Raw genomic sequence first — 26,240 nt, forward strand, 5'->3', positions numbered from 1 at the left:
CATGACCTCGACCCTCACCCCCCGCACCTCGATCATCCTCCTCCTGCTCGCCGCCGCGCTCGTCGCCGCCCCGATGATCCTGCCGATCACCGGCGAATTCAGCGGCACCGACGACGTCGGCTCCAAGGCGATCGAGGCCTCCCATCCCGGCTATGTCCGCTGGACGCAACCCTTCTGGGAGCCGCCCTCGAAGGAGATCGAGAGCACGATCTTCGCGCTCGAGGCGGCGATCGGTGCCGGCATTCTCGGCTACGTCATCGGTCGTCGTCACGGGAGCCGCCGTCGCGATGACACCGATCGATAGGATCGCCGCCACCAACCGCTGGCGCGATCACTCGATCACCGAGAAGGCCCTGCTCGGGCTCGGTCTTCTCGGCCTCGCGCTGACGACTCCGCCCTGGCCGACCGCCGTCGCCGTCCTCGCCGTCGCCACCCTCGCGGTGACGCGCGGGGCCGGTGTGCCGGTTCGCGTCTGGGTCAAGATCCTCGCCGCCCCGCTCGGCTTCGTGCTGACGGGCGCGGCGACGCTCCTGATCGAACTCGGGCCGCACGGGATCGGCTTCGCCGCCGACGGACTGCCGCGCGCCGCCGGGCTGACGCTGCGCGCCACCGCCGCCGTCTCCGGCCTCCTCACCCTGACGCTGACCACCCCGGCCACCGACCTCGTCGCCGGCCTGCGGCGGTGGAAGGTCCCCGCCGAAATCGTCGAGATCGCGCTGCTGACCCATCGTTTCCTGCTCCTCGCCGGCGACACCGCGAGCGCCATGCACACCGCCCAGACCGCCCGCCTCGGCCATGTCGACTGGCGCCGCCGCATCCGCTCGACCGGGCTCCTCGCGGCCAATCTCCTGCCGCGCACCCTCGACCGCGCCCGCCGCCTCGAGACCGGCCTCGCCGCGCGCGGCTGGAACGGCGCCTCGCTGGCGGTGCTGACGCCGAAGCGCCCGGTCTCGCCGCGACGCCTCGCCGCGATCGTGGCGACGCTCGCCGCCCTCGCCGCGCTCGGCCTCGCCGACGCCGACGGCCTCCTTCCCATGCTCGGGATGTTGCCCGCATGAGCCTGCTCGCGGCGGAAGCCCTCACCTACGTCTATCCCGGCGGCGTCCCCGCCCTCGACGCGATCGATCTCGAGATCGCACGCGGCCGCCGCCTCGCCGTGCTCGGCCCCAATGGCGCCGGCAAGACCACGCTGCTGCTCCACCTCAACGGCACCTTGCGGCCGACCACCGGCCGCATCCTCCTCGAAGGTGCCGCCGTCGACTGGAGCCGCGCCGGCCTCTCCGCCTGGCGCCGCCGCGTCGGCCTCGTCCTCCAGGACGCCGACGACCAGCTCTTCGCCCCGACCGTGTTCGAGGACGTCTCCTTCGGCCCGCTCAATCTCGGTCTCGGCGAAGCGGAGGCGAAGGCGCGGGTCGAGGAGGCGCTGACGGCCCTCGGCATCGCCGATCTCGCCGGCCGCGCCACCCACATGCTCTCCTTCGGCCAGAAGAAACGCGCCGCCATCGCCGGCGCCATCGCCATGCGGCCGGAGATCCTGCTGCTCGACGAGCCGACCGCCGGCCTCGACGCCCGCTCCGCCCGCCGCCTCCTCGCCACCCTCGAGGAGCTGGAGGCACGCGGCACCACCCTGGTCTTCACCACCCACGACGTGGCGATGGCCCATCGCTTCGCCCATGACGCGGTGCTCTTCGCCGACGGCCGCATCGTCGCGCGCGGCCCGGCGTCCGAGCTGCTGGTCGACGCCGAGGTGATGGATCGCGCGGGGTTGGACGCGGTCGAGGGGTGAGACCTCACACCGCCCAGAAGGCGACGGCGCCCGCCGGCAACTCGGCGAGCACCCGGTCGAAGGCCGCTTCGTCGACGACGCCGCGCAGGGCCGCGGCGACGTCGGTGATGGCGGTGTCGGGCGCGAAATTGTGGTGGACGCGCAGCGAACGAACCTCTTCGGTCGCCGCCGCGCGATCGACGAAGGGGACGGGCGCCGCCTCGACGTCCCAGTCGACCACGAACAAGGCGCGCAACACGGGCGGCAGCACCGCCGCGAAACGCAGCCCCTCGGCGACCGTCAGGCGTCGGCGGAAGACCCGAAGCACCCCGTCCACCATGGTCCAGGTCTGATTGCGGGTCGTGAGCCCGGCCCGCTCCCCGGCGATCGCCAGGAAGCGCTCGAAGTCGTCGGAGGCGTGCTGATACTCCATCGGAATGGGCATCGCCGCCTCCCCCACCCTCACCCGTCGAGCCGTTCCACGCCTTCCGGCACACCCTTGCGGATCATCGCCGCGAGCAGCGCCAGCGCCTGTTGGCGCGGCGTGTTGGCCCGATGCACCAGCCGGACCCGGCGGAAATGGTGGTCGCCCTCGAGCGGCCGCGTCTCCAGCTTGCCGACCAGACCGATGTCGTTGCCGACCGCCAGACGCGGCACCAGGGTGATGCCGTAATTGGCGGCGGTCAGATGCAGCAGCGTTTCCAGCGACGTGGCGCGAATGTCCGCCCCCGCCCCTTCGCCGCGATCGGGATGACCGCAGAATTCGAGCGCCTGATCGCGCAGGCAATGGCCGTCGGCGAGCAGCAGCAACGACTTCGGATCGAGATCGGCGGCGTGGATCGTCTCCCGCGCGGCGAGCGGATGGCCGGGCGGCAGCACCACCCAGAACGGCTCGTCGAAGAGAAGATGCGAGGTGAGGCGCGAATCGCCCGGGTCGGAGGCGATGATCGCCGCCTCGAGCCGCCCCTCGGTCAGCGCCTGCAGGAGATTGGCGGTCAGATCCTCGTAGAGCATCAGGGGGGCCGCCGGCAGCGCCTCCGCCGCGATCGGCAGCACGAAGGGCATCAGATAGGGCGCCAGCGTCGGGATCACCCCGAGCCTGAGCGGCCCGGCCAGCGGATCGCGCGAAGCGCGCGCCAGCGCCGTGATGTCGTCGGCCGAGGAGACCGCGCGGCGCGCATGGGCGAGAATCTGTTCCCCGACCGGGGTCGGCCGGATCGAACGGCCCACCCGCTCGAAGATCCGGACCCCCAATTCGTCCTCGAGCTTGAGGATCTGGCCCGAAAGGGTCGGCTGCGACACGTGGCAGGCCTCCGCCGCGCGCCCGAAATGGCCGAGATCGGCCACCGCCAGAACATATTGCAGATCGCGCAGGTTCATCGATCGGCTCCCGCTGACGCCGCATATCGATCGGCGCAGACGATTATGATCACAAATCGGATCCGCCAAATCAATCGAATTCAACCCTACCTCTAGCGCCGGGGCGCTCGCACGCTTCGGTGCCTACGGAATTTCACGATTGACCTCGCGCCCACAGATGCTATTGAATATGACAATCACTCGCAAATAGGAGGGCTTCATGCCGTCTCGTATCGCTTTCGCCTCGTTCCTCGTGCTCGCCTCCACCGCCCTCGCCGAGGCCAAGGAATATCCGATCGGCAAGCCCCAGACCAAGGCCGGTCTCGAGGTCGCCGCCGTCTATCTCCAGCCGATCGAGATGGAACCGGCCGGCATGATGAAGGCGACCGCCGACAGCGACATCCATCTCGAGGCCGACATCAAGGCGACCAAGGACAACAAGAACGGTTTCGCCAAGGGCGATTGGGTCCCCTATCTGGTCATCGAGTTCGCCCTGACCAAGGACGGCAAGGAAGTCGCCAAGGGTCCGTTCATGCCGATGGTCGCCAACGACGGCCCCCACTACGGCGACAACGTCAAGCTCGCCGGCAACGGCAAATACGAGCTGACCCTCAAGGTCGCCCCGCCCTCCGCCGACATGCACGCCCATTTCGGCCGCCACGTCGACAAGGAGACCGGCGTCGGTCCGTGGTTCGAGCCGTTCGAGCTGAAGTACGATTTCGTCTACGCCGGCACGGGGAAGAAAGGTGGCTACTGATCGCGACCACAGCCTCTCGCGAGGCCTCTTCGTCCTGCGCCTGATCGGCGCGGGGCTCGTGCTCGCCGCGGTCGCCATGGGGCTTCCGCAGACGGCGCGAGCCGACGACCCCGTCTTCCGCATCGTCTTCGAGGACGGGAAGATGACGCCGTCGCGCCTCGAGGTCCCCGCCGACACTCGCATCGAGCTGGAGCTCGTCAACGCCGGCAAGACCCCGGCCGAGTTCGAGAGCCTGCCGCTGCGCAAGGAGAAGGTGATCGCCCCCGGCGTCACCACCTCCATGGTGATCAAGGGCCTCGACCCCGGCGAATATTCCTTCTTCGACGATTTTCATCCCGATGCGCCGCCCGCGGTGCTGATCGCCAAGTGACGAGAGACCGAGCCGGATGCAGGGCAACGTGATCTTCGTGGTGTGGCGGGAGAGTGTCGAGGCGTTGCTCGTCGTCGGCATTCTCCAGTCCTGGCTCTCCACCAACGCGCCCGACGCCCGCCGCGCCCGCGCCTTCCTGTGGTCGGGCGTGGCCGCCGGTCTCGCCGTCGCGGGCCTCCTCGGCTGGGCGCTGATCGCCCTCACCGAGGCCCTCTCCGACACCGCCCAGGAGATCCTGCGCACCGGCCTCGTCCTGGTCGCCGCCGCGCTGATCCTGCAGATGGTCGTATGGATGCGCCGCCACGGCCGCACCCTGAAGCGCGATCTCGAGGGCTCGCTCGACAAGGCCGTCGCCACCGAGAACTGGTGGGGCGTCTTCCTCCTCGCGCTGATCGCCATCGCCCGCGAGGGAAGCGAGACCGTCGTCTTCCTCACCGGCATCCTCTCCGTCGACCTCGGCGGCGGCCGGCTCGGTGCGATCGCCGCCGCCGGCCTCGGCCTCGTCGCGGCGCTGGCGACCTACGCCGCGTTGCAGATCGGCGCCCGTTTCCTCTCCTGGCGTCTGTTCTTCCGCATCACCGAGACCATGCTGCTGTTCCTCGCCCTGGCGCTGCTGATGACCGGCGTCGACGGCCTCGTCGAACTCGACGTGGTGCCGCGCCTGTCGCGCCGATTGTGGGACACCTCGATGATCCTCTCCGACGGCGGCGCCTTCGGCGGCCTCGTCTCCGGTCTCACCGGCTATCGCGCCCGGCCCGACCTCACCCAGCTCTTGGTCTTCCTCTCCTATTGGATCCTCGTGCCATGGCTCTTGTCGCGCCCGCGCCGGTCGACCGTCCCGAACCCGACGTGATCGCCGGCCCCACCCGCCTCGACCGCGCGCTCGCCGCCCTCGGCGAGCGCATGGCGCGGTCGCGGCATTGGATCATGGGGATCCAATGGACGGTGGTGGCGATCTACGCCGTGCTGATCGTCGTGCCGACCGTGGTCACCCTGCCCGGTCGGCTCGACCACGTCTGGAACCACGTCACCGTCTTCGCCCAATTCGTGTTCTGGGGCATCTGGTGGCCCGGCGTTCTGCTCTCGATGATCCTGGTCGGGCGTCTGTGGTGCGGCGTCCTCTGCCCCGAGGGCGCGCTGACCGAGACCGCCTCGCGCCACGGCCTCGGCCGCGCCCTGCCGCGCTGGATCACCTGGAAGGGCTGGCCCTTCGTCGCCTTCGTCTCGACCACGATCTACGGCCAGATGATCAGCGTCTATCAATATCCGGCGCCGGTGCTGGTGATCCTCGGCGGCTCGACCGGGGCGGCGATCGTCGTCGGCCTGATCTGGGGCCGCGACAAGCGGGTGTGGTGCCGCTACCTCTGCCCGGTCAGCGGCGTCTTCGGCCTCGTCTCCAAGCTCGCCCCGGTCCATTTCCGCGTCGATCGTCCCGCCTGGGACCGCTGGACGAAGCCGGTCGGCACGCCGATGCCCCGGGTCGACTGCGCCCCCCTGGTGCCGCTGCGCACCCTCGAAGGCAATTCCGCCTGCCACATGTGCGGCCGCTGCAGCGGCTTCCGCGACGCCGTCACCCTCGCCCGCCGCTCGCCCAATCGCGAGATCGTCCACGTCGCCGGCCGCGAGGCGAAGCCGTGGGAGACCGCGCTGATCGTGCTCGGCCTGCTCGGCGTCGCCGCCGGCGCCTTCCGCTGGACCGCGAGCGCGACCTTCATCGCGTTGAAGCAGACGCTGGCCGAGACCCTGGTGGCGATCGGCGCCGACTGGGCCCTCGACTTCACCCTGCCCTGGTGGATCCTGACCGACTACCCGGAAAAGAACGACGTGATGACGCTGCTCGACGGCGCCTCCCTCCTCGGCTTCATCACCGGCGAGACCGTGCTCGCCGGTGTCGTGATCGGCGGCGGGCTGGCGCTGGCGACCCTGTCGCTCGGCCCCTGGCGCTCGGCCCGATTCCATCATCTGGCGCAGGCGTTGATCCCGCTCGCCGCCGTCGGCGTCATCCTCGGCCTGTCGATGACCACCGTGTCGCTGCTGCGCGCCGACGGTTTCGCGCTCGACTTCGTCGATCCGCTGCGCGCCGCCACGCTGATCGGCGCGACCTTGTGGTCGGCCCGTCTCGCCGGCTCGATCGTCGCCCTCCACACGCCCTCGCCGGCGCGCCGCACCCTCGCGATCGCCGCCATGGCGCTGCCCGTCACCGCCGCCGCCGCGACCTGGGCGACGCTGTTCTGGAGCATCTGACACCCGTTCGGGCGTGCCTTCGCTCGCGAGAGTTCGAACAGGTCGACACTTCGCGACCCCGCTACGACACCCCGCGACACGCACCACATACCTCGATCGGAAGTTCGACGGATCCGTTTCCGGGATCGTCTTAAGACGGCGGAAAGAGATGTCTGTCGGAATCGTTTCCTGTCCGTAACCGACGGATGACGGTCCTGTCGTCGGCGCGGTCGTAAACACCGTCGCATGAAGGTCGAGAACCATGGTGTCGCGCCTGTCGTCCCGCATCCGCTCGTCGATGACCTTCCTGATGATGGCGACGGGCTTCCTGGCGATGCTGGTGGCGACGGGCCTCCTGACGGCCGCGTCCTGGGTGGTCCTGGTCGACCACGTCGACGGCGACGCCGCCCAGCGTCAGGCGACCAACATCCGCACCGCCGCGGCGATCCTCGAACGCGACCTCTCCGGCACCCGCGTCGACTGGACCGCGCCCGGCAGCCCGAGGATCGTCCTCGAGCGCATCCCCGCCTTCGCGGATCATCGCACCATCGACGCCGTCAGCCGGATCACCGGCGACACCACCACGCTCTTCGCGCTCGACCCGGCGACGGGCGAGTTCGTGCGCCGTTCGACCAACGTGAAGAAGCCGGACGGCACCCGCGCCGTCGGCACGATCCTCGGCAAGACCGGCCCGGTCCACCCGGTGGTGGCGCGCGGCGAGACCTTCTCCGGGGTCGTCGGCATCCTCGGCGTGCCCTACGTCACCACCTACGCCCCCGTCTTCTCGCCCTCCGGCGAAGTGATCGGCGTGCTCTATTCGGGCGTGAAGACCTCGGCCGTCGACGGCGTCGTCGCCGCCTGGCGCGATTCGATCTTCGCCGCCACCGCCGTCGCGCTGCTGGTCGCCGGCCTGCTGCTGTTCGTCCTGGGGCGCCGTCTCGTCCGGCCGCTGGTCGATCTCAAGGAGGCGCTCGGCCGCGTCTCCGCCGGTGAACTCGACACGAGCGTGCCCCATTGCGACCGCCTCGACGAGGTCGGCGCCGTCGCCCGCGTCGCCGAGGCGCTGCGCGCCACCGCCCGCGAGCGCGAGACGCTGGTCGCCGCGCAGGACCGCGATCACGCGCGCCGGCGCGCCGACCAGGATCGCATCACCGGCCGCATCGCCGATTTCCGCGGTTCCGTCGCAGGCGTGATCTCGGCACTCGGCCGAGACGTCGGCACGCTGAACGAGACCGCCCACGACCTCGTCGGCCTCGCCGACGAAGCCAATGCCCGCGCCGACGGCGCCACCCGCGCGACCGAGGAGGCCTCCTCGGGCGTCGCCACCGTCGCCGAGGCGGTCTCCGATCTGACCGAGTCCGTCGCCGAGATCGACCGGCGCGTCGGCGCCGCCGCCGGCATCGTCGCCGCCGCGCGTGGCGCCGCCGAGGACTCCAGCCGGCGCATCTCCAGTCTCGCCGACGCCTCGGCGCGCATCGGCGCGGTTCTCGACCTGATCCGCGACATCGCCGCCCAGACCAACCTGCTCGCCCTCAACGCCACCATCGAGGCGGCGCGTGCCGGCGACGCCGGTCGCGGTTTCGCGGTCGTCGCCAACGAGGTCAAGACGCTCGCGGGCCAGACGGCACACGCCACCGACCAGATTTCCGGTCAGATCGGATCGATCCGCGCGGAAGTGGACGCGGCGGTTTCCGCGATCGCCGTCATCGTCGCGCGGATCGAGGAGACGGCGACCTACACCGACGCGATCGCCACCGCCGTCGGCCGCCAGACCACGGCCACCGCCGCGATTTCCGACAGCGCCCGCAGCGCCGCGCGCGGCACCGCCGAGGCGGCCGAAGGCGTCGCCGGCGTCGGCGGCGTCGCCGCCCGCACCGACGAGGCGGCGAGCCGCATCTCGACCCTGTCGAACGATCTCGAGGCCTGCGCCCGCCGCGTCGACACCGAGATCGAACGCTTCCTCGCCGACGTCGCCGCCTGACCCCGCCGGCAGACCGCCCGCGAGGGAACTCGCGACCCGGGACTACCGCGAATTTCACCGCGCATCGGCGTGTGTGAGCCGCGATGAGACGCGGGCTTCGGGGGCACCCGGTGTTGACCGAGACCGAAAATCGCCTGGGGAAACCCACGAGCGATTTCACAACCATCTGATCCGAATGGAATTTTTTGGTGGCGGGGGGCGGGATCGAACCGCCGACCTGAGGGTTATGAATCCTCCGCTCTAACCATCTGAGCTACCCAGCCGACCGGACGCCTATCTAGTTTCGCCCGAACCACCTGTCAAGCGAACTCTCCCCCTCCGTCCACCCCGCCTGTGGACGACCGCCCGACGCCCGTGCTCGAACGCGCTCCGCACGCCGCGCCGGCTCGCGCTGGGATCCCCGCGCATGCTCGCCCACCCCCACGACGAAACACGGCGCCGGGGGTGGCCGGCGCCGTTTCGTATCGATCCATTCGGGCTCGCGGAAGGATCAGTCGGCCTTGCGGCGCAGCACCGCCACCGTGAAGATGCCGAAGAGGCCAAGCCGCTTCTTCTCCACCAGTTCGAAGCCGGGACGGCCGAGGATGCGCTCGATCGGGAAATCCGGGCGCCAGCCGAGCTTCTTGGTGAAGGGCGTCAGCGCATGCTCGATCGCCTTGCGCCAGCCGCTCTCCGAGGCGAAGTGCGAGGCGAAGATCGCCTCGCCGCCCGGCTTGGTGACGCGCTCGATTTCCGCCATCACCGCATCCGGATGCGGCACCACGGTGATCGTGTACATCACCGCGACCGTGTCGAACGACGCGTCGGGAAAGGTCAGCCGCGTCGCGTCCATTTGATGGAGCGCCTCGACCGTCTCGATCTTGCCGTCCTCGACGCGGCGGCGCGCCACGGAGAGCATGTCCGGGGACAGGTCGATGCCGGTCACCTTCAGATGCGGCTTGTAGCGCGGCAGCGTCAGCCCGGTGCCGACGCCGACCTCGAGCAGCCGGCCCTGACGGCGATTGATGATCTCCACCGCGAGACGGCGGCCGGCGTCGAACACCCGCCCGAACACCCAGTCGTAGATCGGCGCCCAACGCGAATAGGCGGCGAGAACCGCCTTCTCGTCGAGCCGCGCCTCGGCGGCGAGATCGACGGCGTCGAGCGCGCGCTCGTCACGGAATTCGGCCGCGTTCGCGCCTTCGACCTTCATCTGATTCTCGAACATGTCCCGTCCCGACCTCATCGAGCGGCCGAGCCGCTCGTCGCTTCGCCGCGCGGCCGAGGCCGCCGTCCGCTTCATCCTGCGGCGGATGCCGCCGTTCGCTTCACCCCGCGGCGGATGCCGCAACTCGCTCTACTGCGCGGCCGAAGCCGCGTCGGCGGCCGGACGCACGACGATCTCGTCCGACGAGCGCACCACCCCGGCGATCGTGCCGCCGCCGAGGACGCGCGCGCCCCCTTCCGGAGCGTCGTAGAACACCGCCGCCTGGCCGGGCGCCACGCCGTGTTCGCCCTCGACCAGTTCGACCACCACCCGATCGCCGTCGAAGCCGAGGAGCGCCGGCTGGGGCGCCCGCGTCGAGCGCACCCTCGCCCAGATCTCGATCGGCTCGGCCGCCAGCGACTCGAGCGGTTCGTCGCCGAGCCAATTGACGTCACGAAGATGAAGCCTGCGTGTCATCAACGCCTCGCGCGGACCGACGATCACTCGCCGGCGATCCGCGTCGAGCCGCACCACGTAGAGCGGCTCGCCGATCGACACGCCGATGCCGCGCCGCTGGCCGACCGTGAACCGAATGATGCCGTCGTGGGTTCCGAGCACCCGCCCGTCGACGTGGACGATCTCGCCCGGCTCGACCGCGTCCGGCTTCAGCCGCTCGATCACCTCGGCATAGCGGCCCGAGGGCACGAAACAGATGTCCTGACTGTCCTGCTTCTCGGCGACCGGCAGGCCGAGCTGGCGCGCGATCTCGCGCGTCTCGCTCTTCGGCAGGGAACCGAGCGGGAAGCGCAGGAAGTCGAGCTGATCCTGGGTGGTGGCGAAGAGGAAGTAGCTCTGGTCGCGATCGAGGTCGGCCGGGCGATAGAGCCCGCGATGACCGGAGGCGAGCGGACGGGTGGTGACGTAGTGCCCCGTCGCCAGCGCCGCGGCGCCGAGCGAGCGAGCGGTGTCGAGCAGGTCGTGGAACTTGACGGTCTGATTGCAGGAGACGCAGGGCACCGGCGTCTCGCCGGCGAGATAGCTCTCGGCGAAGCGATCGATCACCTCGCGGCGGAAGCGGTCCTCGTAGTCGAGCACGTAATGAGGGATGCCGATCGTCTCGGCCACCCGGCGCGCGTCGAGAATGTCCTGGCCGGCGCAGCACGAGCCGGGCCGATGGGACGCCTCGCCGTGATCGTAGAGCTGGAGGGTGACGCCGACGACGTCGTAGCCCTCGCGCTTGAGAAGCGCCGCGACCACGGAGGAATCGACCCCTCCGGACATCGCGACGACCACGCGCGTCTCCTCGGGACGGCCGGGAAGATCGAGGGAATTGGTCATGGAGCGGGCGCACCTCGGCCTGTGGGGCCCCATCGGCGGCAGAGGAACCGCGACGGGAACGGCGAGACCGACGCCGCCGTCTCCGGGTTCCCCGCCCGTCGCCGTCGCCGCTCTCGCGAAGGCGGGACTATAACCGAGCCCCGCCGCCCGCGAAACCCGGCTCGCGGCTCGCGCCCACCGGGCATCGCTTGCCGGTACGGCAGACATTGCCGCCCGCGAGGATCGTGCGCGACCACGGCGCCCGACGCCCGGATCTCGGCTCCACGCGCCGATCCGCGCCGTTTTCCGACCTCGCGCGGCCCTGCGACCGCGTCTCGCCGAGGAGGGCGCGCGGCACGCGGCCGTTGGCCCGGCGCTTGCGAAGAGCGATCCGATCACCGTCACGTCCCTCGCCGGGAGGCAGAGTTTGCCCAGCGTCGAATCCGCCAACTCCGTCGCCACCGCCCTGCGCTCCGCCGCCGGGACGACCGCCTCCGTGCCCGGCGTCGGCGGCGCCTTCGCGCGGATGATGGAAGCCTTCGCCGCCTCCCTCGAGGGCGGGGAAGCCTCGGCGACCGCCACGGCGACCGCCGCCGCCACGCCCGCGACCCCGGCCACCGGCGCGACCACCACGGAGACCGGCGAGACCAAGTCCACCGAGACCGCCGACGCGGCCACCGCCAAGGCCGCCTCCACCGCCGCCACCGACCTCCTCGGCGCCCTCGCCCTGGTCGCCCAGGGCACGATCGTCACCTTCTCCGATGCCGGCGGCCTCGCCTCGCCCGCCTCGCTCGGCGCCGTCGGCGCCACCGCCTCGGCGACCTCCTCACGCAAGGCCGGCATCGATCCCGGCGCCGACCCGGCGAATGCCCACGCCGCCCCGACCTCGCCCGCCGCCGGTGGCGCCGCCGCGACCACCGCGACCGCCTCGGCGAGCGCCACCGCCGCTGCCGCCGCCACGGCGGCGACCGCGACCTCGACGACCGACGCCACCGCCACGACCGCCACGACCACCGCCGCCGCCGGCACGGCCGCGACCGCGTCCGCCGACCAGGAAGCCCTCGCCGCCGCCGCAACCCTGCCGCAGCGCTCGGGCCGACGGACCCTCGACGCCGGGACCGCCTCCGCCGTCATCGCCGCCGAATTGACCCGCCGCGCCTCGGGCGGCGAACGTCCCTCCCCGACCGCCGTCCCCGCCTCCGCGACCGCCGCCCCCACGACGGCGGCCGCGACCAACACCCCGGCCGCGTCCACGACCGCCGCGACCGCGTCACCGACCACGACCGACGCCACCGCGACCACTCCCGCGACCGTCGCCGGCACCGTCGTCGCAGGCACCATCGCCGGTGGGCTCGCCGCCGCTGCGGCGGCGACCCGCGCCGCCGTGCTCTCCGCCCTCTCGACCGCCGATACCGGCGCCGCTGCCGATGCCGATGCCGATGCCGGGACGAGCACCGCCGCGACCACCGCCCCCGCGACCGCGTCCACCACGACGACGACCGCCACGACCACCGCCTCGACCACCGCCGCGTCGACCACCTCGGCCGACGATGCCGCCGCCGCGCGCGATCCCCTCGCCTTGAAGACCTTCGTCGCCGAACGGGTCGTGCCCACCCACACCGATCGCTCGGCGAAACCGATCTACGCCGATCCCTCGTCGCCCGCCGCCGCCACGTCCGATCGCCGCGCCGCCGACGCCGGCCGTGGCGAAACCGCGACCGTGCCGACCGGCGAGACCACGTCCCTCGCCCGCGCCGCGACCCCGACCGCGACCGCCGCCCCGACGCCCGCGCCGACCGCGACGCCCGCCGCGAGCGAGCGTGGCCGCGCCGAGGCCCCCGCCCCGACCGAGAAGGACGACGTCACGACCACCGCGACCACCGCGACGCCGGCCGACGACGCGACCGCCACCGGCGACGCCTCCGTCGCGGCGCCCACCTCGACCGCCCGTGTCGCCGGCCTCGACCCGTCCGCCGCCCGCGCGCCCGTCGACGTGTCGCCCGCCGTCGCCGCCGCCGCGATGGCGGCGCTCGCCGAATCGATCGCCAAGCGCGGCCACCAGGGCACAAGCCGCTTCAGCGTGCGTCTCGATCCGGCCGAACTCGGCTCGGTCGACGTGCGTGTCGAGGTGAAGGCGAATGGCGAGGTCAAGGCGCATCTGGTCGTCGAGCGCGCCGACACGCTCGACATGATGCTGCGCGATCAGAAGACGCTGGAGCGCTCGCTCGCCTCCGCCGGCCTCGACGTCGGCTCGTCCGGCCTCCAGTTCTCGATGCGCGATCGCGGCGACGGCTCCGCCACGCCCGAGCGCGACGCGACGCCGACCCTCACCACCGCGATCGAGGAGGAGGAGGACGCCGGCCGTCCGAGCCCCGACGTCGCGATCGCCGCCTACCGCACGGCCCGCGCCGGCGGGGTCGACCTCAGAATCTGAATGCCCCGCGCGCGAGCGTGAACCCTCGGAGTCCCGCGCATGTCCATCCTCGGTATCGCCACGCCGACCCTGACCTCGTCCACCTCGACGACCGCCAGCGACACCGCCAGCCTGTCGTCGAACTACGAGATGTTCATGACGCTCCTGGTGACGCAGATGCAGAACCAGGATCCGCTCAACCCGACCGACACCGCCACCTTCACCAGCCAGCTGGTGCAATATTCGGCGGTGGAACAGCAGATCAAGTCGAACGCCTATCTCGCCGATCTGAAGGCGCTGGCGACCACCCAGAACGCCTCGAACCTCGTCTCCTACGTCGGCAAGACCGTCGAGGCCGAGGGCAAGACCGTCACCTTCGACGGGACCGAGGCGGCCGCCTGGAACTTCGATTCCTCGGCGAAATCGAGCGCCGCCACCATCACCATCACCAATTCCGACGGCAAGACGGTCTACACCACCACCAAGGCGCTCGCCACCGGCAGCAACACCTTCAACTGGGACGGAACGACCACGGCCGGCGGCACCGCCCCCGCCGGCGACTACACCATCAAGGTCGCCGGCACCGATGCCAGCGGCAACGCCGTCACCATCACCACCGCCCTGACCGGCGTCGTCTCGGCGATCGACTTCTCCGGCACGACGCCCCTCCTCACCATCGACGGCCAGACCATCAGCGCCTGGAAGGTGACCACCGTTTCCGGCGGTTCGTGATCCCGCCCTGGGACGAACATGTGTCGATCCTGGTCCGACGAAACTCCGGAACGCCCCCTCGGCGCGCCGGATTTTCTCGCGTTTCCGCCCCGGATCGAGTCCCGGCCGCGACACTTCGGGAAAAAATCACCGGGGTGTCCGCGTTTAGCCATATTTTAAGGCCCGGCCGCTAGTCTCACTCCCGATGTGATCGCATCGAATGTGTGAGAGTACGATGACCGATCAATTTAGACCGCGTGTGAAATACGTCATCGGCCCGGACGGAAGTCCCCTGACCATCGCCGACCTGCCTCCGCAGGGGACGAGACGTTGGGTGATCCGTCGAAAGGCCGAGGTGGTGGCCGCAGTACGAGGGGGCCTTCTGTCCCTCGAGGAGGCGTGCAACCGCTATACTCTGACCGTCGAGGAATTCCTGTCCTGGCAACAGTCGATCGACCGCCATGGACTGGCCGGACTGCGCACCACGCGCATCCAGCAATATCGGCAGTGATCCCCAGGGATCGATGCGACCGTGCGCAGGGAGTTTCGACCTCTTCGAAACGTCGTGCGTGACGTCGAGCCCGACCGGGTGTCGGTCGGTCGGGCCATGACCACGGGGCGTTCCGACGAATCGGAACGTCGTGTGGCCGGTATGAGACCCGAGGCCGCGTCGCGAGACGCGGCCTCGGGTCGTTTCGGGGCCGGCGAAGACCGAATCCGCAAGACCGAACCGGGGCCGCGCCGAAGGGTGTCGGCCCCGGCGTCGTTTCGAAGGCCCCGCGCGCCTCGCCGCCGCCGCTCGAGGGCGCCTCGTGAAAAGATTGACGCGACCCGGCAAAACCCGCCGCCGTCCTGGCGAATTCGAGCGAATTTTCTCACCTCTCGGCCACCCTCGTGCCGGAAGGAGGCGGCGCGTTAACCATCCGTTTACCAAGCACTGGGAAATTCTTGCCCAGTGGCGCCCGGGATTCTCCGCCCCCACCGGACCGGACCGCCACCGTCGCGCCCCTCGCGACGCGGAAACCCCATCGTCGGCGGCCGGATCCATCGCCTCGGACCCGGCCGCCACCACCTCGCAACCGGGAAGGTCGAGACGTGAACGGCGCCCTCGAGTTCATCAAGACTCTCGACATGGCCCGCCTCGCCGCGATGGGCGTGGTCACCGCGCTGCTGATCGGCTTCTTCGCCTTCGTCATCACCCGCGCCACCGCGCCGGTCATGACCCCCCTCTATTCCGACCTGTCCGACCGCGACAGTTCCGCGATCGTCAAGGACCTGGAGGCCCAGGGCATCGCCTACGAACTGCGTCAAGACGGATCCCAGATCCTGGTTCCCAAGGACGCCGCGCTGCGCCTGCGCATGAAACTGGCGGAGAAGGGTGTCCCGACCGGCGGCAGCGTCGGCTGGGAGATCTTCGACAAGACCGACAGCCTCGGCACCACCTCCTACGTCCAGAACATCAACCACCTGCGCGCCCTCGAGGGGGAACTCTCCCGAACCATCCGCGCCATCGACCGGGTCCAGGCCGCCCGCGTCCACCTCGTCATCCCCGAACGTCAGGTCTTCCAGCGCGAGAAGAAGGAACCGACCGCCTCGATCGCGCTGAAACTGCGCGGCCAACTCGACCCCGGCCAGATCCGCGCCATCCAGCACCTCGTCGCCGCCGCCGTCGAGGGCATGAAGCCCTCGCGCGTCTCCATCGTCGACGAGACCGGCCGCCTGCTCGCCACCGGCGAGGGCGAGGACCCGAGCGGCCTCGTCGCCGCCTCGCTGCAGGAACGCACCACCGCCTACGAGACCCGCCTCGAGAACCAGATCGAATCGATCGTCGGTTCGATCGTCGGCCAGGGCCGCGTCCGCGTCCACGTCGCCGCCGAACTCGACTTCAACCGCGTCACCCAGACCTCCGACACCTTCGATCCCAACGGACAGGTGGTCCGCTCGACCCAGACCAAGGAGGAGAGCTCCACCAACGCCTCCGCCGAGAAGGGCGTCACCGTCGCCACCCAGGTGCCCGGCACGCCCCCCGATCCGGCCGGCCCGACCTCCAAGGAGGCCTCCAGCACCTCCGAGGAGACCGTCAACTACGAGATCTCCAAGACCAGCCGCACCGAGGTGCTCGAGGCCGGCCGCCTCAAGCGCATCTCCGTCGCCCTTCTGGTCGACGGCGTCTATGCCACCGGCACCTCCGGCGAGGTCACCTATCAGCCCCGCTCGAAGGAGGACCTCGATCGCATCGCCGCCCTGGTCCGCTCCTCGGTCGGTTTCGACGAGAAGCGCGGCGATCTGGTCGAGGTGGTCAACCTGCGCTTCGCCGAGGCCCCCACCGCGGTTCCCCTCGAAGGCCAGAAGACCGGCTTCGCCGCCCTGCTCGACTTCCGCTCCGACGACGTCGTGCGCTTCGCCGAACTGGGCGCCCTGCTGCTGATGACCGCCCTGGTGCTGCTCTTCGCGGTGCGCCCGCTGATCAACCGCGTCATCGCCCCGCAACTGCCCGCCCTCGCCGCCGGTGAGGTCGCGGGCGCCGAGACCGCCGCCGGCCACCACCCCGGCGAAGCCCTCGCCCACGCCCTCGCCGGTCACGCCGGTATCCCGGCCGCCGGCGGCGACCTGATGATCGCCACCGACACCGGCCCCCATCCGACCCACATGCGCCTCGACGAGGCCAAGGCGATGGGCGCGGTTCAGGCCGGGTCGATCAAGAAGATCGGCGAGATGATCGACGAAACCCCGCTGGAAGCCGCCGCGATCATTCGCGGCTGGCTCTCCGAAGCCGCCGCCTGAGGACCCACCATGGCCCTGCCCGCCAAGACCGCGCCCCACGGCTCCCCCACCCTCCAGGTGAGCCACACGGAGAACTACCGCGAGCTCGCCGGCGCCGAGCGCGCGGCCGTGCTGCTGTTGGCGCTCGGCGAGGAACACGGCCGCAAGGTCTGGGAACAGCTCGACGAACTGGAGGTCCGTCAGGTCTCGCTGGCGATGGCCCGCCTCGGCCCGGTCAGCCCGGAGATGCTCGAGAACCTCTTCGTCGACTTCGTCACCCGCCTCTCCTCCAAGGGTTCGCTGACCGGCAACCACGACAGCACCGAGCGCATCCTCTCCTCGTTCCTGCCGCCCGAGCGCGTCAGCGCGATCATGGAGGAGATCCGTGGTCCGGCCGGCCGCAACATGTGGGAGAAACTGTCGAACGTTCAGGAGAACGTCCTCGCCAACTATCTCAAGAACGAATACCCGCAGACCGTCGCCCTGGTCCTCTCCAAGATCCGCCCGGACCACGCCGGCCGTGTCCTGGCGATCCTGCCGGAGGAGTTCGCCCTCGAGGTGGTCAACCGCATGTTGCGGATGGAGGCGGTGCAGAAGGAGATCCTCGACAAGGTCGAGCAGACGCTGCGGGTCGAGTTCATGTCGAACCTCTCGCACACCTCGCGCCGCGACGCCCACGAGCTGATGGCCGACATCTTCAACTCCTTCGACCGCCAGACCGAGGCGCGCTTCATCACCGCCCTCGAGGAGGAGAACCGCGAGAGCGCCGAGAAGATCAAGTCGCTGATGTTCACCTTCGAGGACCTCGGCAAACTCGATGCCGGCGGCATCCAGACGCTGCTCAGGAACGTCGAGAAGGACAAGCTCGCCATCGCCCTCAAGGGCGCCACCGAGGCGCTGCGCGACGTCTTCTTCCAGAACATGTCGTCGCGCGCGTCGGCCATGCTCAAGGAAGACATGGAGGCGCTCGGCCCGGTGCGTCTGCGCGACGTCGACGAGGCCCAGGGCATCATGGTCAACGTGACCAAGGACCTCGCCGCCAAGGGCGAGATCATGGTCTCCAAGTCGAAGGGAGAGGACGAGCTCGTCTACTGACGGCTCGGCGACCATCATGGCAGCACCCGCACGCTTCCTCTTCGACACCGATTTCGGCAAGCCCGAGCCCGCCGTCGCCGCCGCGCCGATCGAGCCGCCGCGCCCGACCATCGACCTCGACCAGCATCTGGCCGAACTGGTCCAGGTCGAGGAACGCGCCCGCGCCGAAGGCTATGCCGAGGGCCGCGAGGAGGGGTTCGCCAGCGGTCGCCTCGACGCCGAGGCCCGCGCCGCCGAACGTCTCGCCGATGCCGCCTCCGCCCTGGTCGGCACCGCCCGCACCCTGCTCGCCACCCTCGATGCCGAGCGTCTGGCGGCGGAGACACGCGCCGTCGAACTCGCCGTGGTCGCCGCTCGCCGCCTCGCCACCCACCTGATCGACCGCGAACCGCTCGCCGAGATCCGCGCCCTGCTCAGGGAATGCCTCGGCCCCTTGCGCAAGTCGCCGCATCTGGTCGTGCGCCTCGACACCCGCGACGCCGCCGCGCTGGAGCCGGAGGTCAAGCGCATCGCCCGCGAGACCGGCTTCGACGGCCGCATCGTCATCCTCGGCGAGGACGACGTCGGCCGCGGCGATTGCCGCATCGAATGGGCGGATGGTGGTATCCTTCGCGACGGCGACGCCCTCGCCGCCGAGATCGACGCGACCGTGGCCCGCTGGATCGAGGCGCGCCGCGCCGCTCTCGACATCACCGACGACGCCGGAACCCCGGCCGACGACCATCGGAGGACCGCCCCATGAGCGCGACGCCCGACGACGAGCCCCGCGACGGCCTGACCCTGGACATGATGGACCCTTCCACCAAGGATCGCTCCGGCGACGACGGGATCCCCCAACCGCGCACCGCCGGCGACCTCGAGGCCGTCTTCGACGTGCCGGTGAAGGTCTCCGCCGTGCTCGGTCAGGCCCGCATGCAGGTGGCCGATCTCCTCAAGCTCAATCAGGGCACCGTGCTCGAGCTCGACCGCAAGGTCGGCGAGGCGATCGACATCTACGTCAACGATCGGCTGGTGGCGCGCGGCGAGGTGGTCCTGGTCGAGGACCGGCTCGGCGTGACCATGACCGAAATCATCAAATCGGACAAATGAGGGGACGGACATGAGGCTCCTCATCGTCGGCACACTCGGTGGACAACTCGCGGTCGCCTCGCGCATCGCCATGGATCGCGGCGCCTCCGTCGCCCATGCCGATACCGTCGAGATCGCCCTGAAGACGCTGCGCTCCGGGCGCGGCGCCGATCTCCTGATGATCGACGTCGGCCTCGACGTCGGCGATCTCGTCAGGAAGCTCGAGCTCGAGCTGATCCATGTGCCGGTGGTCGCCTGCGGCGTCGCCAACGACGCCCGTGCCGCCGTCGGCGCCATCCGCGCCGGCGCCAAGGAATACATCCCCCTGCCCCCCGACCCGGATCTGATCGCCGCCGTCCTGGCGGCGGTGGCCGAGGACGGCGGCGATCTCGTCGTCCGCGACGAGGCGATGGCCCGCGTCGTCCGCCTCGCCGATCAGGTCGCCCCCTCCGACGCCTCGATCCTGATCACCGGCGAGAGCGGCACCGGCAAGGAGGTGCTCGCCCGCCACGTCCACAGGAAGTCGAACCGCGCGTCGAAGCCCTTCATCGCCGTCAACTGCGCCGCGATCCCCGAGGCGCTGCTCGAGAGCGAACTCTTCGGCCACGAGAAGGGCGCCTTCACCGGCGCCATCGCCCGGCGCATCGGCAAGTTCGAGGAGGCCGACGGCGGCACGCTGCTGCTCGACGAGATCTCCGAGATGGATCTGCGCCTCCAGGCGAAGCTCCTGCGCGCCATCCAGGAACGCATCATCGACCGCGTCGGCGGCACCCGGCCGGTCCCGGTCGACATCCGTATCCTCGCCACCTCCAACCGCAACATGGCCGAGGAGGCCCGCGCCGGCCGCTTCCGCGAGGACCTGCTCTACCGCCTCAACGTCGTCAATCTGAAGATTCCGCCGCTGCGCGATCGCCCCGCCGACGTCCAGGCGCTCGCCGACCACTTCCTCGACCGCTACGCCAAGGCGAACGGCATGAAGCCGCGCCCGCTCTCCCCCGAGGCGCGCCGCGAGCTGACCCGCTTCCGCTGGCCCGGCAACGTCCGCGAGCTCGAGAACTGCATGCACCGCGCGGTGCTGCTCGCCTCGGGCGACGTGATCGATCTCGACGCGGTCCGCACCCCCGACGGCCTGCGCCTCGACGAGGCCCACGGCGACGGCGCCCCGGCGCCCGCCCGCGACCCCGCCGCCCGCGCCGCCGAGACCGCCGAGGCCGTCACCCGCGCCCTGGTCGGCCGCACCGTCGCCGACGTCGAGCGCGAACTGATCCTCGAGACCCTCGGCTCGACGCTCGGCAACCGGACCCATGCCGCCAACATCCTCGGCATCTCGATCCGCACGCTCAGGAACAAGCTCAAGGAATACGGCGACGACGGCTTCGACATCACCCCGCCCGGCGGCGGCATCGAGGCGGCGTGAGCGGCGCCCCTTCCGAAACGACGGACGAGACCACGACCGGCGCCGACGCGCCGGTCGTCGCGTATCCGGCCGGCTTCGAAGCCGGACCTCACCCGTCCGTGACCCCGGGCCCGCGCCGATTTAACCTCGCGTTAACCATACACCCGGCAAAGATTGCCCAGTCGCGTTAACCTCGCGATGCGGGACGCCCCGGGTGACCCCGCGCCCGTCGATCGAGCCCGAGAGGACACCCGGTGCCCGTGACCGTCTCCGAGAGTTTCCAGATCATAGCCACCCTCGCCGCCGCGCAGATCGTCATCGCCATGGTGCCGGGGCCGAACACGATCCTCGTCGCCCATGCCGCGACGCGCGGGCGCCGCTTCGGTTGGGCCGCCGCCGCCGGGGTCTTTCCCGTCGGGCTCGCCTGGGCGACACTCGGATTGACCGGCCTCGGCGCGACCTTCGAGGCCCTGCCCCGCCTCGCCGTGGCGATGAAACTCGTCTGCGGCCTCTATCTGCTCTGGCTCGGCGTGAAGACGGTCCGCCTCTCCTTCGCCGCGCCCGAGGCCGTCGCCGCCCCGGTGCCCGCCTTCACCCTCTTCGGCGCCTGGCGCGCCGGGGTGATCACCAACGTCACCAATCCCAAGACCATCGCCTATTACATGTCGATCTTCGCCGCGACCGGCGCCCATCGCCTCGGCGCCGGCGAACAGGCGATCGCCCTCGTCATGATGCCGGCGATCTCCTGCCTCTGGTACGGGCTCGTCGCCGCCACGGTGGCGAGCCCGCCGGTCGCGCGCGTGCTCGATCGCGGCCGCTCCTGGCTCGACCGGCTGGCCGGCGGCATCATGCTGATCTTCGGCCTGCGCCTCGTCTTCGGCCGGGATTGAGCCGCGCGCCATTCGTCGCGCCACGACCGATTACGGACGCGCTCGCCCGCGCGCGGCGCTAGACTCGCGATCACCGAGGGTTCCACCCTCTCCTCACCGAGGAGGTCGCCATGGATCCCGCCGTCGTCGCCGGTCTGATCGAGACCATCGGCTTTCTCGTCGTCGTGGCGGTCCTCGCCATGATGACGAAACGACTCTTCTCCCGCGCGATCGGGTCCCGCCGTTCGGAAGGGCCGACGATCGCCCCTTCCGGCGGCTGGTCGGATCTCGCCGCCCGCTTCGGCGTCGAACGCGGCCCCGAGCCCCCGCTCGTCCGTGGCGCCACCCTCATGGTCGGCCCCGTCGTCTGGAAGAACTGCGTCGCCGTCGGCGCCGAGGTGGACGGGCTTCGCCTCGCGGTGAAGATGCCGCTCTTCGGTGGGGTCGGAAAGGCGCCGCTGCGCATTCCCTGGGACGAGATCGTCGAGATCGCCCCGGCCCGCCTCCACTGGGGCGCCGCCCGCCTCGTCGTCGTCGGCCGTCCCACCGTCGCCACGCTGACCCTGCCGGAGACGCTCTTCCAGGCGATCGCGGCGCGCGGACATCTCGGCGCCGACCTCGCCGCCTCGGCACGGGCGACACCGTCTTAACCACCCGTTAACCATGACCCCGGCAAATATTGCCGAGTGGCGACGCGCGGCCCCCGCGCGTCGCCCCCGACGACGATCGAGCCGAGGCCACGATGACCGACACCACCGTCGAACCGAAGGGTCCCGCTCTGGCGATGCCGTTCGGCCTGCCCGGACCGAGAGGGCTCCTCGCCCACGCCCGCCGTGGCGACGTCGGTCTGGCGATGGGCGTCATGACCATTCTGGTCGTGCTGATCGTCCCGCTGCCGGCGTGGATGCTCGACGTCTTCCTCGCCGTCTCGATCACCCTGTCGGTGCTGATCCTGATGACGGCCCTGTTCATTCAGGCGCCACTCGAGTTCTCGTCCTTCCCGACCCTGCTGCTCATCGCCACGATGCTCAGGCTGTCGCTGAACCTCGCCTCCACCCGCCTCATCCTCGGCCACGGCCACGAGGGAACCGCCGCCGCCGGTCACGTCATCGAAGCCTTCGGCAACTTCGTGATGGGCGGCAACTTCGTCATCGGCATCATCGTCTTCGCGATCCTCCTGATCGTGAACTTCATCGTCATCACCAAGGGTTCGGGCCGCATCGCCGAGGTCGCCGCCCGCTTCACCCTCGACGCCATGCCCGGCAAGCAGATGGCGATCGACGCCGACCTCTCCGCCGGCCTGATCGACGAGAAGGAGGCGAAGAAGCGCCGCAAGGAACTCGAGGGCGAGAGCAGCTTCTTCGGCGCCATGGACGGCGCCTCGAAATTCGTCCGCGGCGACGCCATCGCCGGCCTGCTGATCACCTTCATCAACGTCATCGGCGGCATCGTCATCGGCGTGATGCAGCAGGGCATCACCTTCGCCGAGGCCGGTCACTCCTACACGACCCTGACCGTCGGCGACGGCCTCGTCACCCAGATCCCCGCGCTGATCGTCTCGACCGCCGCCGGTCTGCTGGTCTCCAAGGCCGGTGTCGCGGGCGCCGCCGACAAGGCCTTGAGCGCCCAGCTCTCCGGCTATCCGCGCGCGCTCGGCATGTCGTCCTTCGTGATGATCGTGATGGGCCTGCTGCCGGGCATGCCGACCCTGCCCTTCCTGATCCTGGCCGGCGGCGCCGGCGCGCTCGCGCTCGCCGCCGAGAAGAAACGCAAGGGCGAGGCCGCGGTCGTCACCGCCGAGAAGAAGGCCGAGGAAGCCAAGGCCGCCGCCCCGAAGGAGGAGCCGATCACCGAGAGCCTCCGGATGGACGACCTCAAGATCGAGTTGGGCTATGCCCTGCTCGGCCTGATCAACGGCCCGGATGGCTCCGACCGCCTCACCGAGCAGATCAAGGCGCTGCGCCGCCAGATCGCCGGCGACATGGGCTTCGTCATGCCGCCGTGCCGGCTCCTCGACAACGTCCAGCTCCAGCCCAACGAATACGTGGTCCGGATCAAGGAGGTCGAGGCCGGCCGTGGTCAGGTCTTCCCCAACCTCTTCATGGTGATGGACCCGGAAGGCCGCCAGATCGACCTGCCCGGCACCCACACCACCGAGCCGACTTTCGGCCTGCCCGCGACCTGGGTCGATCCGGCGCTGAAGGAGGAGGCGGCGATTCGCGGCCTGACCGTGGTCGACCCCGCCACCGTCATGTCGACCCATCTGACCGAGCTCCTGAAGGCCAACATCGCCGACCTCCTCTCCTATGCCGACGTCACCCGCCTCCTCGCCGAACTGCCCAAGGAACAGCACAAGCTGATCGAGGACATCGTCCCCGGCTCGATCACCGTCTCCGGCATCCAGCGCGTCCTCCAGAGCCTCCTCGCCGAGCGCATCTCGATCCGCGACCTCTCCACCATCCTGGAGGGCGTCGCCGAGGCGGTGTCCTTCACCCGCACCGTGCCCTCGATCACCGAACACGTGCGCTCGCGCCTCGCCCGCCAGATCTCCGCCGCCAACCTGTCGCCGCTCGGCTATCTGCCGATCCTGTCGCTGTCGCCGGCCTGGGAAGTGGCCTTCGCGGAGGCCCTCGTCGGCGAGGGCGACCAGAAGTCGCTCGCCATGGCGCCCTCCAAGCTCGGCGAATTCGTCAACGCGGTCCGCGACGGCTTCGAGGCGGCGGCCCGGATCGGCGAGATCCCGGTGCTGCTGACGAGCCCCGGCATCCGCACCCACGTCCGCGCCATCGTCGATCGTTTCCGCCCGCACACGGTCGTCATGTCCCAGGCCGAGGTCCACCCGCGCGTCCGCCTGAAGACGGTCGGGACGATGTGAGGCGCGATCTTTTCGCATTGTGGCCGTCGCGCACTGGACCTTCGGTGACGAACGGTCAACCATCCCGTGCCAAGACTGCGACATCGATCCCCGCCGGGATCCTCGACACCTCAGGGACGACCATGCGCCGCCTTCTCCGCTCCGCCCTCGCCACGAGCCTCGCCGGCGTCGGCCTCCTCGCCGCCGCGCCGGCCCTCGCCCAGAGCTTCCCCGGTCCGGCCGACGACGTCGTCCTCACCGTCGGCGGCGGCCTCAACGTCTCGCCCGATTGGGAAGGCTCCAAGACCTACGTCCTGTCGCCCTGGCCGATCGTCGGGCTGAAGTTCCTGCGCTCACCCCTGACCGGGCAGCCCTCGTCCGATACCGGCTTCGGCATCGCCCCGAGCTTCCGCTATCTGTCGAAGCGCACCTTCGGCGGCGCATCGGTGCTGGCCGGCCTTCCCGACGTCCCCCAGGCCTTCGAGGCCGGTCTGACGGTCGACTACACCGACACCAACTTCCGCGCCTTCGCGAGCCTGCGGCAGGGCATGGGCGGCCATCACGGCCAGATCGCCGAACTCGGCGTCGACGCCATTCTCCATCCGATGGACAAGCTCACCATCGCCGCCGGCCCGCGCGTGTCCTTCGCCTCGGCCGACTACATGCGGACCTATTACGGCGTCTCCCCCGTCGCCGCGCTGGCGACCGGCATCCCCGCCTATGATCCCGGCGCCGGCTATCGCGGCGCCGGCCTCGGCGCCACCGTCACCTGGGACATCGACAAGCGCTGGTTCGTGAAGAGCGAGGCGTCGTGGACGCATCTCTCCGACGCCATCGCCCGCTCGCCGATCGTCAAGGCCGACGGCGCCCGCGATCAGTTCTCGATCTCCGCCGGCGTCGGCTGGCGCTTCGGGATCGACGCGTGGTGAGCGAGGGGGGCGAGGAGAACGGAGCCGTGACCCTGACCTTCCCGGCGGAAGGCTACGGCCCCCTGCCGCCCGGCTGGCTCGCCGCCGCCGTGACCTACCTCGAAATGCGCGCGCCCCCGCCCCGCGCCGCGCCCCCTCTGCCCGAGGGCGTCGCCCTGGAGCCGATCGGCGCCGCCGACGTCGCCCGTTACCGCCGCCTGTTCGCCGCCGTCGGTGAGGACTGGCTGTGGTTCGGCCGCCGCCTCCTCGACGACGCGGCGCTGGCGGCGATCCTCGCCGACGCGGGCGTATGGTGCCGCGCCGTCGTCCGCGACGGCCGCGACGTCGGCCTCGTCGAACTCGACCGGCGCGTCGAGGGCGAGGTCGAACTCGCCTATTTCGGCCTGACCCGGGAGGCGATCGGCGGCGGCCTCGGCCGCGCCCTGATGGGGATCGCCCTCGACGAGGCATGGAAGGACGCGCCCGAACGGGTCTGGGTCCACACCTGCCATTTCGATCATCCCGGCGCGCTCGGCTTCTACCGCCGCTCCGGCTTCACCCCCTACGCCCTCGCGCTCGAGCTCGGCCCCGACCCGCGCCTGACCGGCGTGCTGCCGCGCGACTGCGCCCCCCACGTTCCCTTGATCGACCCGGCGGCGTGATCCCTCCCCCCGAAACGAAGAAGGCCGCCCGAGGGCGGCCAGTTCGTTCGCGTTCACGTCTCGACCCCACTGGGGTTCCTGCGGCGGCGCCCCCCGACGCCGCCTCGTCTCTCAACGCCCGAAGGCGTGACGGCGCGCCGCCACCTCGTCGAGCGCCTCCTGCTCGTGAGCGTCCTTCTCGGCGCGGTCGCGCGCCTGATCACGCTCCTCGATCAGTTCGATCTTCTTCAGATCCTCGACGGCGATCGACAGTTCCTCGCGCGCCGCTTCCATCTTGTCCTCGAGATCCTTGACCGACACCCGCAGATTTTCGCGCCGCTGGATCGCCGCCTTGGCGAAGGTCGGATAGGCGAAATGGGTGATGTCGTGGATGCCGACGCGGTTCTGCTCGCCGACGATCTGGTCGTCGAGATCGGAGATCATCCGCTCGAAATCGGCGATCATCATCTCGATCTGGGTCACCTGGCGACGTTTCTCGTCGACCTGGAACCGCTTCAGACGAATGAGACTGTCTCGGGACTTCATACTCGATACTCCCCCGTG

At 70.5% G+C, this 26,240-nt stretch carries 26 protein-coding genes and 1 tRNA gene; 21 read left to right on the top strand and 6 right to left on the bottom strand.

Annotated features, from left to right (window positions below; all coding sequences use genetic code 11):
- Position 1 precedes the first annotated feature (1 nt).
- Genes J3S89_RS05100 through J3S89_RS05110 form a run of 3 tightly spaced genes read left to right on the top strand, consistent with a single transcriptional unit; the run spans position 2 to position 1,786 of the window.
- Positions 2-304 carry an energy-coupling factor ABC transporter substrate-binding protein gene (locus J3S89_RS05100; protein ID WP_217926395.1) on the top strand — a complete coding sequence of 101 codons (303 nt, stop codon included), beginning with the start codon at positions 2-4 and terminating at the stop codon, positions 302-304.
- On the top strand, positions 288-1,058 hold the full coding sequence (gene cbiQ / locus J3S89_RS05105; protein ID WP_217926396.1) for a cobalt ECF transporter T component CbiQ: 771 nt from the start codon (positions 288-290) through the stop codon (positions 1,056-1,058). The genes J3S89_RS05100 and cbiQ overlap by 17 nt, the downstream gene beginning before the upstream one ends.
- A complete protein-coding gene (locus tag J3S89_RS05110) occupies positions 1,055-1,786 on the top strand; it encodes an energy-coupling factor ABC transporter ATP-binding protein (protein ID WP_217926397.1) in 732 nt (243 codons plus the stop codon). Before cbiQ ends, J3S89_RS05110 begins: the two co-directional genes overlap by 4 nt.
- 4 nt (positions 1,787-1,790) lie before the next feature.
- Here J3S89_RS05110 and J3S89_RS05115 read toward each other — a convergent pair whose 3' ends face one another.
- Both J3S89_RS05115 and J3S89_RS05120 read right to left on the bottom strand, forming a co-directional pair.
- The gene (locus J3S89_RS05115) at positions 1,791-2,210 is read right to left on the bottom strand and encodes a DUF2267 domain-containing protein (protein WP_217926398.1); all 420 of its coding nucleotides are present in this window, start codon (positions 2,208-2,210) and stop codon (positions 1,791-1,793) included.
- A 17-nt stretch (positions 2,211-2,227) separates the two neighbouring features.
- Complete coding sequence (locus J3S89_RS05120; protein WP_217926399.1) at positions 2,228-3,145, bottom strand: LysR substrate-binding domain-containing protein; 918 nt, start codon at positions 3,143-3,145, stop codon at positions 2,228-2,230.
- Between the two features lie 199 nt (positions 3,146-3,344).
- Between J3S89_RS05120 and J3S89_RS05125 the strand changes: the two genes are divergently transcribed.
- The 5 genes from J3S89_RS05125 (at position 3,345) to J3S89_RS05145 (ending at position 8,455) form a co-directional block, all read left to right on the top strand.
- The gene (locus J3S89_RS05125) at positions 3,345-3,881 is read left to right on the top strand and encodes an iron transporter (protein ID WP_217926400.1); all 537 of its coding nucleotides are present in this window, start codon (positions 3,345-3,347) and stop codon (positions 3,879-3,881) included.
- A gap of 34 nt (positions 3,882-3,915) precedes the next feature.
- Positions 3,916-4,251, top strand: a complete 336-nt coding sequence (locus J3S89_RS05130; protein ID WP_274383303.1) for a cupredoxin domain-containing protein — start codon at positions 3,916-3,918, stop codon at positions 4,249-4,251.
- A 16-nt stretch (positions 4,252-4,267) separates the two neighbouring features.
- Positions 4,268-5,104, top strand: coding sequence for an FTR1 family iron permease (locus J3S89_RS05135; RefSeq protein ID WP_217926401.1), 837 nt, complete (start codon positions 4,268-4,270; stop codon positions 5,102-5,104).
- On the top strand, positions 5,056-6,495 hold the full coding sequence (locus J3S89_RS05140; protein WP_217926402.1) for a 4Fe-4S binding protein: 1,440 nt from the start codon (positions 5,056-5,058) through the stop codon (positions 6,493-6,495). Before J3S89_RS05135 ends, J3S89_RS05140 begins: the two co-directional genes overlap by 49 nt.
- A 241-nt stretch (positions 6,496-6,736) precedes the next feature.
- Positions 6,737-8,455: a methyl-accepting chemotaxis protein gene (locus J3S89_RS05145; protein WP_217926403.1), complete on the top strand. Its 1,719-nt coding sequence runs from the start codon at positions 6,737-6,739 to the stop codon at positions 8,453-8,455.
- Positions 8,456-8,641: 186 nt separating this feature from the next.
- Here J3S89_RS05145 and J3S89_RS05150 read toward each other — a convergent pair.
- The 3 genes from J3S89_RS05150 to mnmA form a co-directional block, all read right to left on the bottom strand.
- Positions 8,642-8,718: transfer RNA gene (locus J3S89_RS05150), tRNA-Met, on the bottom strand.
- Positions 8,719-8,945: 227 nt separating this feature from the next.
- Positions 8,946-9,647 carry a class I SAM-dependent methyltransferase gene (locus J3S89_RS05155; RefSeq protein ID WP_217926404.1) on the bottom strand — a complete coding sequence of 234 codons (702 nt, stop codon included), beginning with the start codon at positions 9,645-9,647 and terminating at the stop codon, positions 8,946-8,948.
- A gap of 144 nt (positions 9,648-9,791) precedes the next feature.
- The gene (gene mnmA, locus J3S89_RS05160; RefSeq protein WP_217926405.1) at positions 9,792-10,979 is read right to left on the bottom strand and encodes a tRNA 2-thiouridine(34) synthase MnmA; all 1,188 of its coding nucleotides are present in this window, start codon (positions 10,977-10,979) and stop codon (positions 9,792-9,794) included.
- Positions 10,980-11,385: 406 nt separating this feature from the next.
- Between mnmA and J3S89_RS23365 the strand changes: the two genes are divergently transcribed.
- From J3S89_RS23365 to J3S89_RS05225, 13 genes are all read left to right on the top strand, one after another.
- On the top strand, positions 11,386-13,392 hold the full coding sequence (locus J3S89_RS23365) for a flagellar hook-length control protein FliK (protein ID WP_217926406.1): 2,007 nt from the start codon (positions 11,386-11,388) through the stop codon (positions 13,390-13,392).
- Between the two features lie 39 nt (positions 13,393-13,431).
- Positions 13,432-14,103, top strand: coding sequence for a flagellar hook assembly protein FlgD (locus tag J3S89_RS05170; RefSeq protein ID WP_217926407.1), 672 nt, complete (start codon positions 13,432-13,434; stop codon positions 14,101-14,103).
- A gap of 214 nt (positions 14,104-14,317) precedes the next feature.
- Positions 14,318-14,593 (top strand): CtrA inhibitor SciP, encoded by a 276-nt coding sequence (gene sciP, locus J3S89_RS05175; RefSeq protein ID WP_217926408.1) that lies wholly within the window; start codon positions 14,318-14,320, stop codon positions 14,591-14,593.
- A gap of 584 nt (positions 14,594-15,177) precedes the next feature.
- Positions 15,178-16,866: a flagellar basal-body MS-ring/collar protein FliF gene (gene fliF, locus J3S89_RS05180; protein WP_217926409.1), complete on the top strand. Its 1,689-nt coding sequence runs from the start codon at positions 15,178-15,180 to the stop codon at positions 16,864-16,866.
- Positions 16,867-16,875: 9 nt separating this feature from the next.
- Positions 16,876-17,940 carry a flagellar motor switch protein FliG gene (fliG, locus tag J3S89_RS05185; RefSeq protein ID WP_217926410.1) on the top strand — a complete coding sequence of 355 codons (1,065 nt, stop codon included), beginning with the start codon at positions 16,876-16,878 and terminating at the stop codon, positions 17,938-17,940.
- Positions 17,941-17,956: 16 nt separating this feature from the next.
- The gene (locus J3S89_RS05190; protein WP_217926411.1) at positions 17,957-18,682 is read left to right on the top strand and encodes a FliH/SctL family protein; all 726 of its coding nucleotides are present in this window, start codon (positions 17,957-17,959) and stop codon (positions 18,680-18,682) included.
- Positions 18,683-18,726: 44 nt separating this feature from the next.
- Positions 18,727-19,029: a flagellar motor switch protein FliN gene (gene fliN / locus J3S89_RS05195; protein WP_230489277.1), complete on the top strand. Its 303-nt coding sequence runs from the start codon at positions 18,727-18,729 to the stop codon at positions 19,027-19,029.
- 10 nt (positions 19,030-19,039) lie between these two features.
- Complete coding sequence (gene flbD, locus J3S89_RS05200; protein WP_217926413.1) at positions 19,040-20,425, top strand: sigma-54-dependent transcriptional regulator FlbD; 1,386 nt, start codon at positions 19,040-19,042, stop codon at positions 20,423-20,425.
- 233 nt (positions 20,426-20,658) lie between these two features.
- Positions 20,659-21,294, top strand: a complete 636-nt coding sequence (locus tag J3S89_RS05205) for a LysE family translocator (protein ID WP_217926414.1) — start codon at positions 20,659-20,661, stop codon at positions 21,292-21,294.
- A gap of 110 nt (positions 21,295-21,404) precedes the next feature.
- Positions 21,405-21,923 carry a hypothetical protein gene (locus tag J3S89_RS05210; RefSeq protein WP_217926415.1) on the top strand — a complete coding sequence of 173 codons (519 nt, stop codon included), beginning with the start codon at positions 21,405-21,407 and terminating at the stop codon, positions 21,921-21,923.
- 92 nt (positions 21,924-22,015) lie between these two features.
- Positions 22,016-24,148, top strand: a complete 2,133-nt coding sequence (gene flhA, locus J3S89_RS05215) for a flagellar biosynthesis protein FlhA (RefSeq protein WP_217926416.1) — start codon at positions 22,016-22,018, stop codon at positions 24,146-24,148.
- 122 nt (positions 24,149-24,270) lie between these two features.
- A complete protein-coding gene (locus tag J3S89_RS05220; RefSeq protein ID WP_217926417.1) occupies positions 24,271-25,056 on the top strand; it encodes a MipA/OmpV family protein in 786 nt (261 codons plus the stop codon).
- A 26-nt stretch (positions 25,057-25,082) separates the two neighbouring features.
- Positions 25,083-25,697 (top strand): GNAT family N-acetyltransferase, encoded by a 615-nt coding sequence (locus tag J3S89_RS05225; protein WP_230489261.1) that lies wholly within the window; start codon positions 25,083-25,085, stop codon positions 25,695-25,697.
- Between the two features lie 111 nt (positions 25,698-25,808).
- On the opposite strand, the gene fliJ is transcribed toward J3S89_RS05225, so the two are convergent.
- Positions 25,809-26,222 carry a flagellar export protein FliJ gene (gene fliJ, locus J3S89_RS05230; protein ID WP_217926418.1) on the bottom strand — a complete coding sequence of 138 codons (414 nt, stop codon included), beginning with the start codon at positions 26,220-26,222 and terminating at the stop codon, positions 25,809-25,811.
- Between the last annotated feature and the right edge of the window lie 18 nt (positions 26,223-26,240).

Source organism: Pinisolibacter aquiterrae, from assembly GCF_019160155.1.
Lineage (GTDB): Bacteria > Pseudomonadota > Alphaproteobacteria > Rhizobiales > Ancalomicrobiaceae > Pinisolibacter > Pinisolibacter aquiterrae.

What these genes read in the sequence shown, in the direction of transcription:
- J3S89_RS05100 (WP_217926395.1), top strand. Translation starts at nt 2, where the DNA reads ATGACCTCGACCCTCACCCCCCGCACCTCGATCATCCTCCTCCTGCTC.
- cbiQ (WP_217926396.1), top strand. Translation starts at nt 288, where the DNA reads ATGACACCGATCGATAGGATCGCCGCCACCAACCGCTGGCGCGATCAC.
- J3S89_RS05110 (WP_217926397.1), top strand. Translation starts at nt 1,055, where the DNA reads ATGAGCCTGCTCGCGGCGGAAGCCCTCACCTACGTCTATCCCGGCGGC.
- J3S89_RS05115 (WP_217926398.1), bottom strand. Translation starts at nt 2,210, where the DNA reads ATGCCCATTCCGATGGAGTATCAGCACGCCTCCGACGACTTCGAGCGC.
- J3S89_RS05120 (WP_217926399.1), bottom strand. Translation starts at nt 3,145, where the DNA reads ATGAACCTGCGCGATCTGCAATATGTTCTGGCGGTGGCCGATCTCGGC.
- J3S89_RS05125 (WP_217926400.1), top strand. Translation starts at nt 3,345, where the DNA reads ATGCCGTCTCGTATCGCTTTCGCCTCGTTCCTCGTGCTCGCCTCCACC.
- J3S89_RS05135 (WP_217926401.1), top strand. Translation starts at nt 4,268, where the DNA reads ATGCAGGGCAACGTGATCTTCGTGGTGTGGCGGGAGAGTGTCGAGGCG.
- J3S89_RS05140 (WP_217926402.1), top strand. Translation starts at nt 5,056, where the DNA reads ATGGCTCTTGTCGCGCCCGCGCCGGTCGACCGTCCCGAACCCGACGTG.
- J3S89_RS05145 (WP_217926403.1), top strand. Translation starts at nt 6,737, where the DNA reads ATGGTGTCGCGCCTGTCGTCCCGCATCCGCTCGTCGATGACCTTCCTG.
- J3S89_RS05155 (WP_217926404.1), bottom strand. Translation starts at nt 9,647, where the DNA reads ATGAAGGTCGAAGGCGCGAACGCGGCCGAATTCCGTGACGAGCGCGCG.
- mnmA (WP_217926405.1), bottom strand. Translation starts at nt 10,979, where the DNA reads ATGACCAATTCCCTCGATCTTCCCGGCCGTCCCGAGGAGACGCGCGTG.
- J3S89_RS05170 (WP_217926407.1), top strand. Translation starts at nt 13,432, where the DNA reads ATGTCCATCCTCGGTATCGCCACGCCGACCCTGACCTCGTCCACCTCG.
- sciP (WP_217926408.1), top strand. Translation starts at nt 14,318, where the DNA reads ATGACCGATCAATTTAGACCGCGTGTGAAATACGTCATCGGCCCGGAC.
- fliG (WP_217926410.1), top strand. Translation starts at nt 16,876, where the DNA reads ATGGCCCTGCCCGCCAAGACCGCGCCCCACGGCTCCCCCACCCTCCAG.
- J3S89_RS05190 (WP_217926411.1), top strand. Translation starts at nt 17,957, where the DNA reads ATGGCAGCACCCGCACGCTTCCTCTTCGACACCGATTTCGGCAAGCCC.
- fliN (WP_230489277.1), top strand. Translation starts at nt 18,727, where the DNA reads ATGATGGACCCTTCCACCAAGGATCGCTCCGGCGACGACGGGATCCCC.
- flbD (WP_217926413.1), top strand. Translation starts at nt 19,040, where the DNA reads ATGAGGCTCCTCATCGTCGGCACACTCGGTGGACAACTCGCGGTCGCC.
- J3S89_RS05210 (WP_217926415.1), top strand. Translation starts at nt 21,405, where the DNA reads ATGGATCCCGCCGTCGTCGCCGGTCTGATCGAGACCATCGGCTTTCTC.
- flhA (WP_217926416.1), top strand. Translation starts at nt 22,016, where the DNA reads ATGACCGACACCACCGTCGAACCGAAGGGTCCCGCTCTGGCGATGCCG.
- J3S89_RS05220 (WP_217926417.1), top strand. Translation starts at nt 24,271, where the DNA reads ATGCGCCGCCTTCTCCGCTCCGCCCTCGCCACGAGCCTCGCCGGCGTC.
- fliJ (WP_217926418.1), bottom strand. Translation starts at nt 26,222, where the DNA reads ATGAAGTCCCGAGACAGTCTCATTCGTCTGAAGCGGTTCCAGGTCGAC.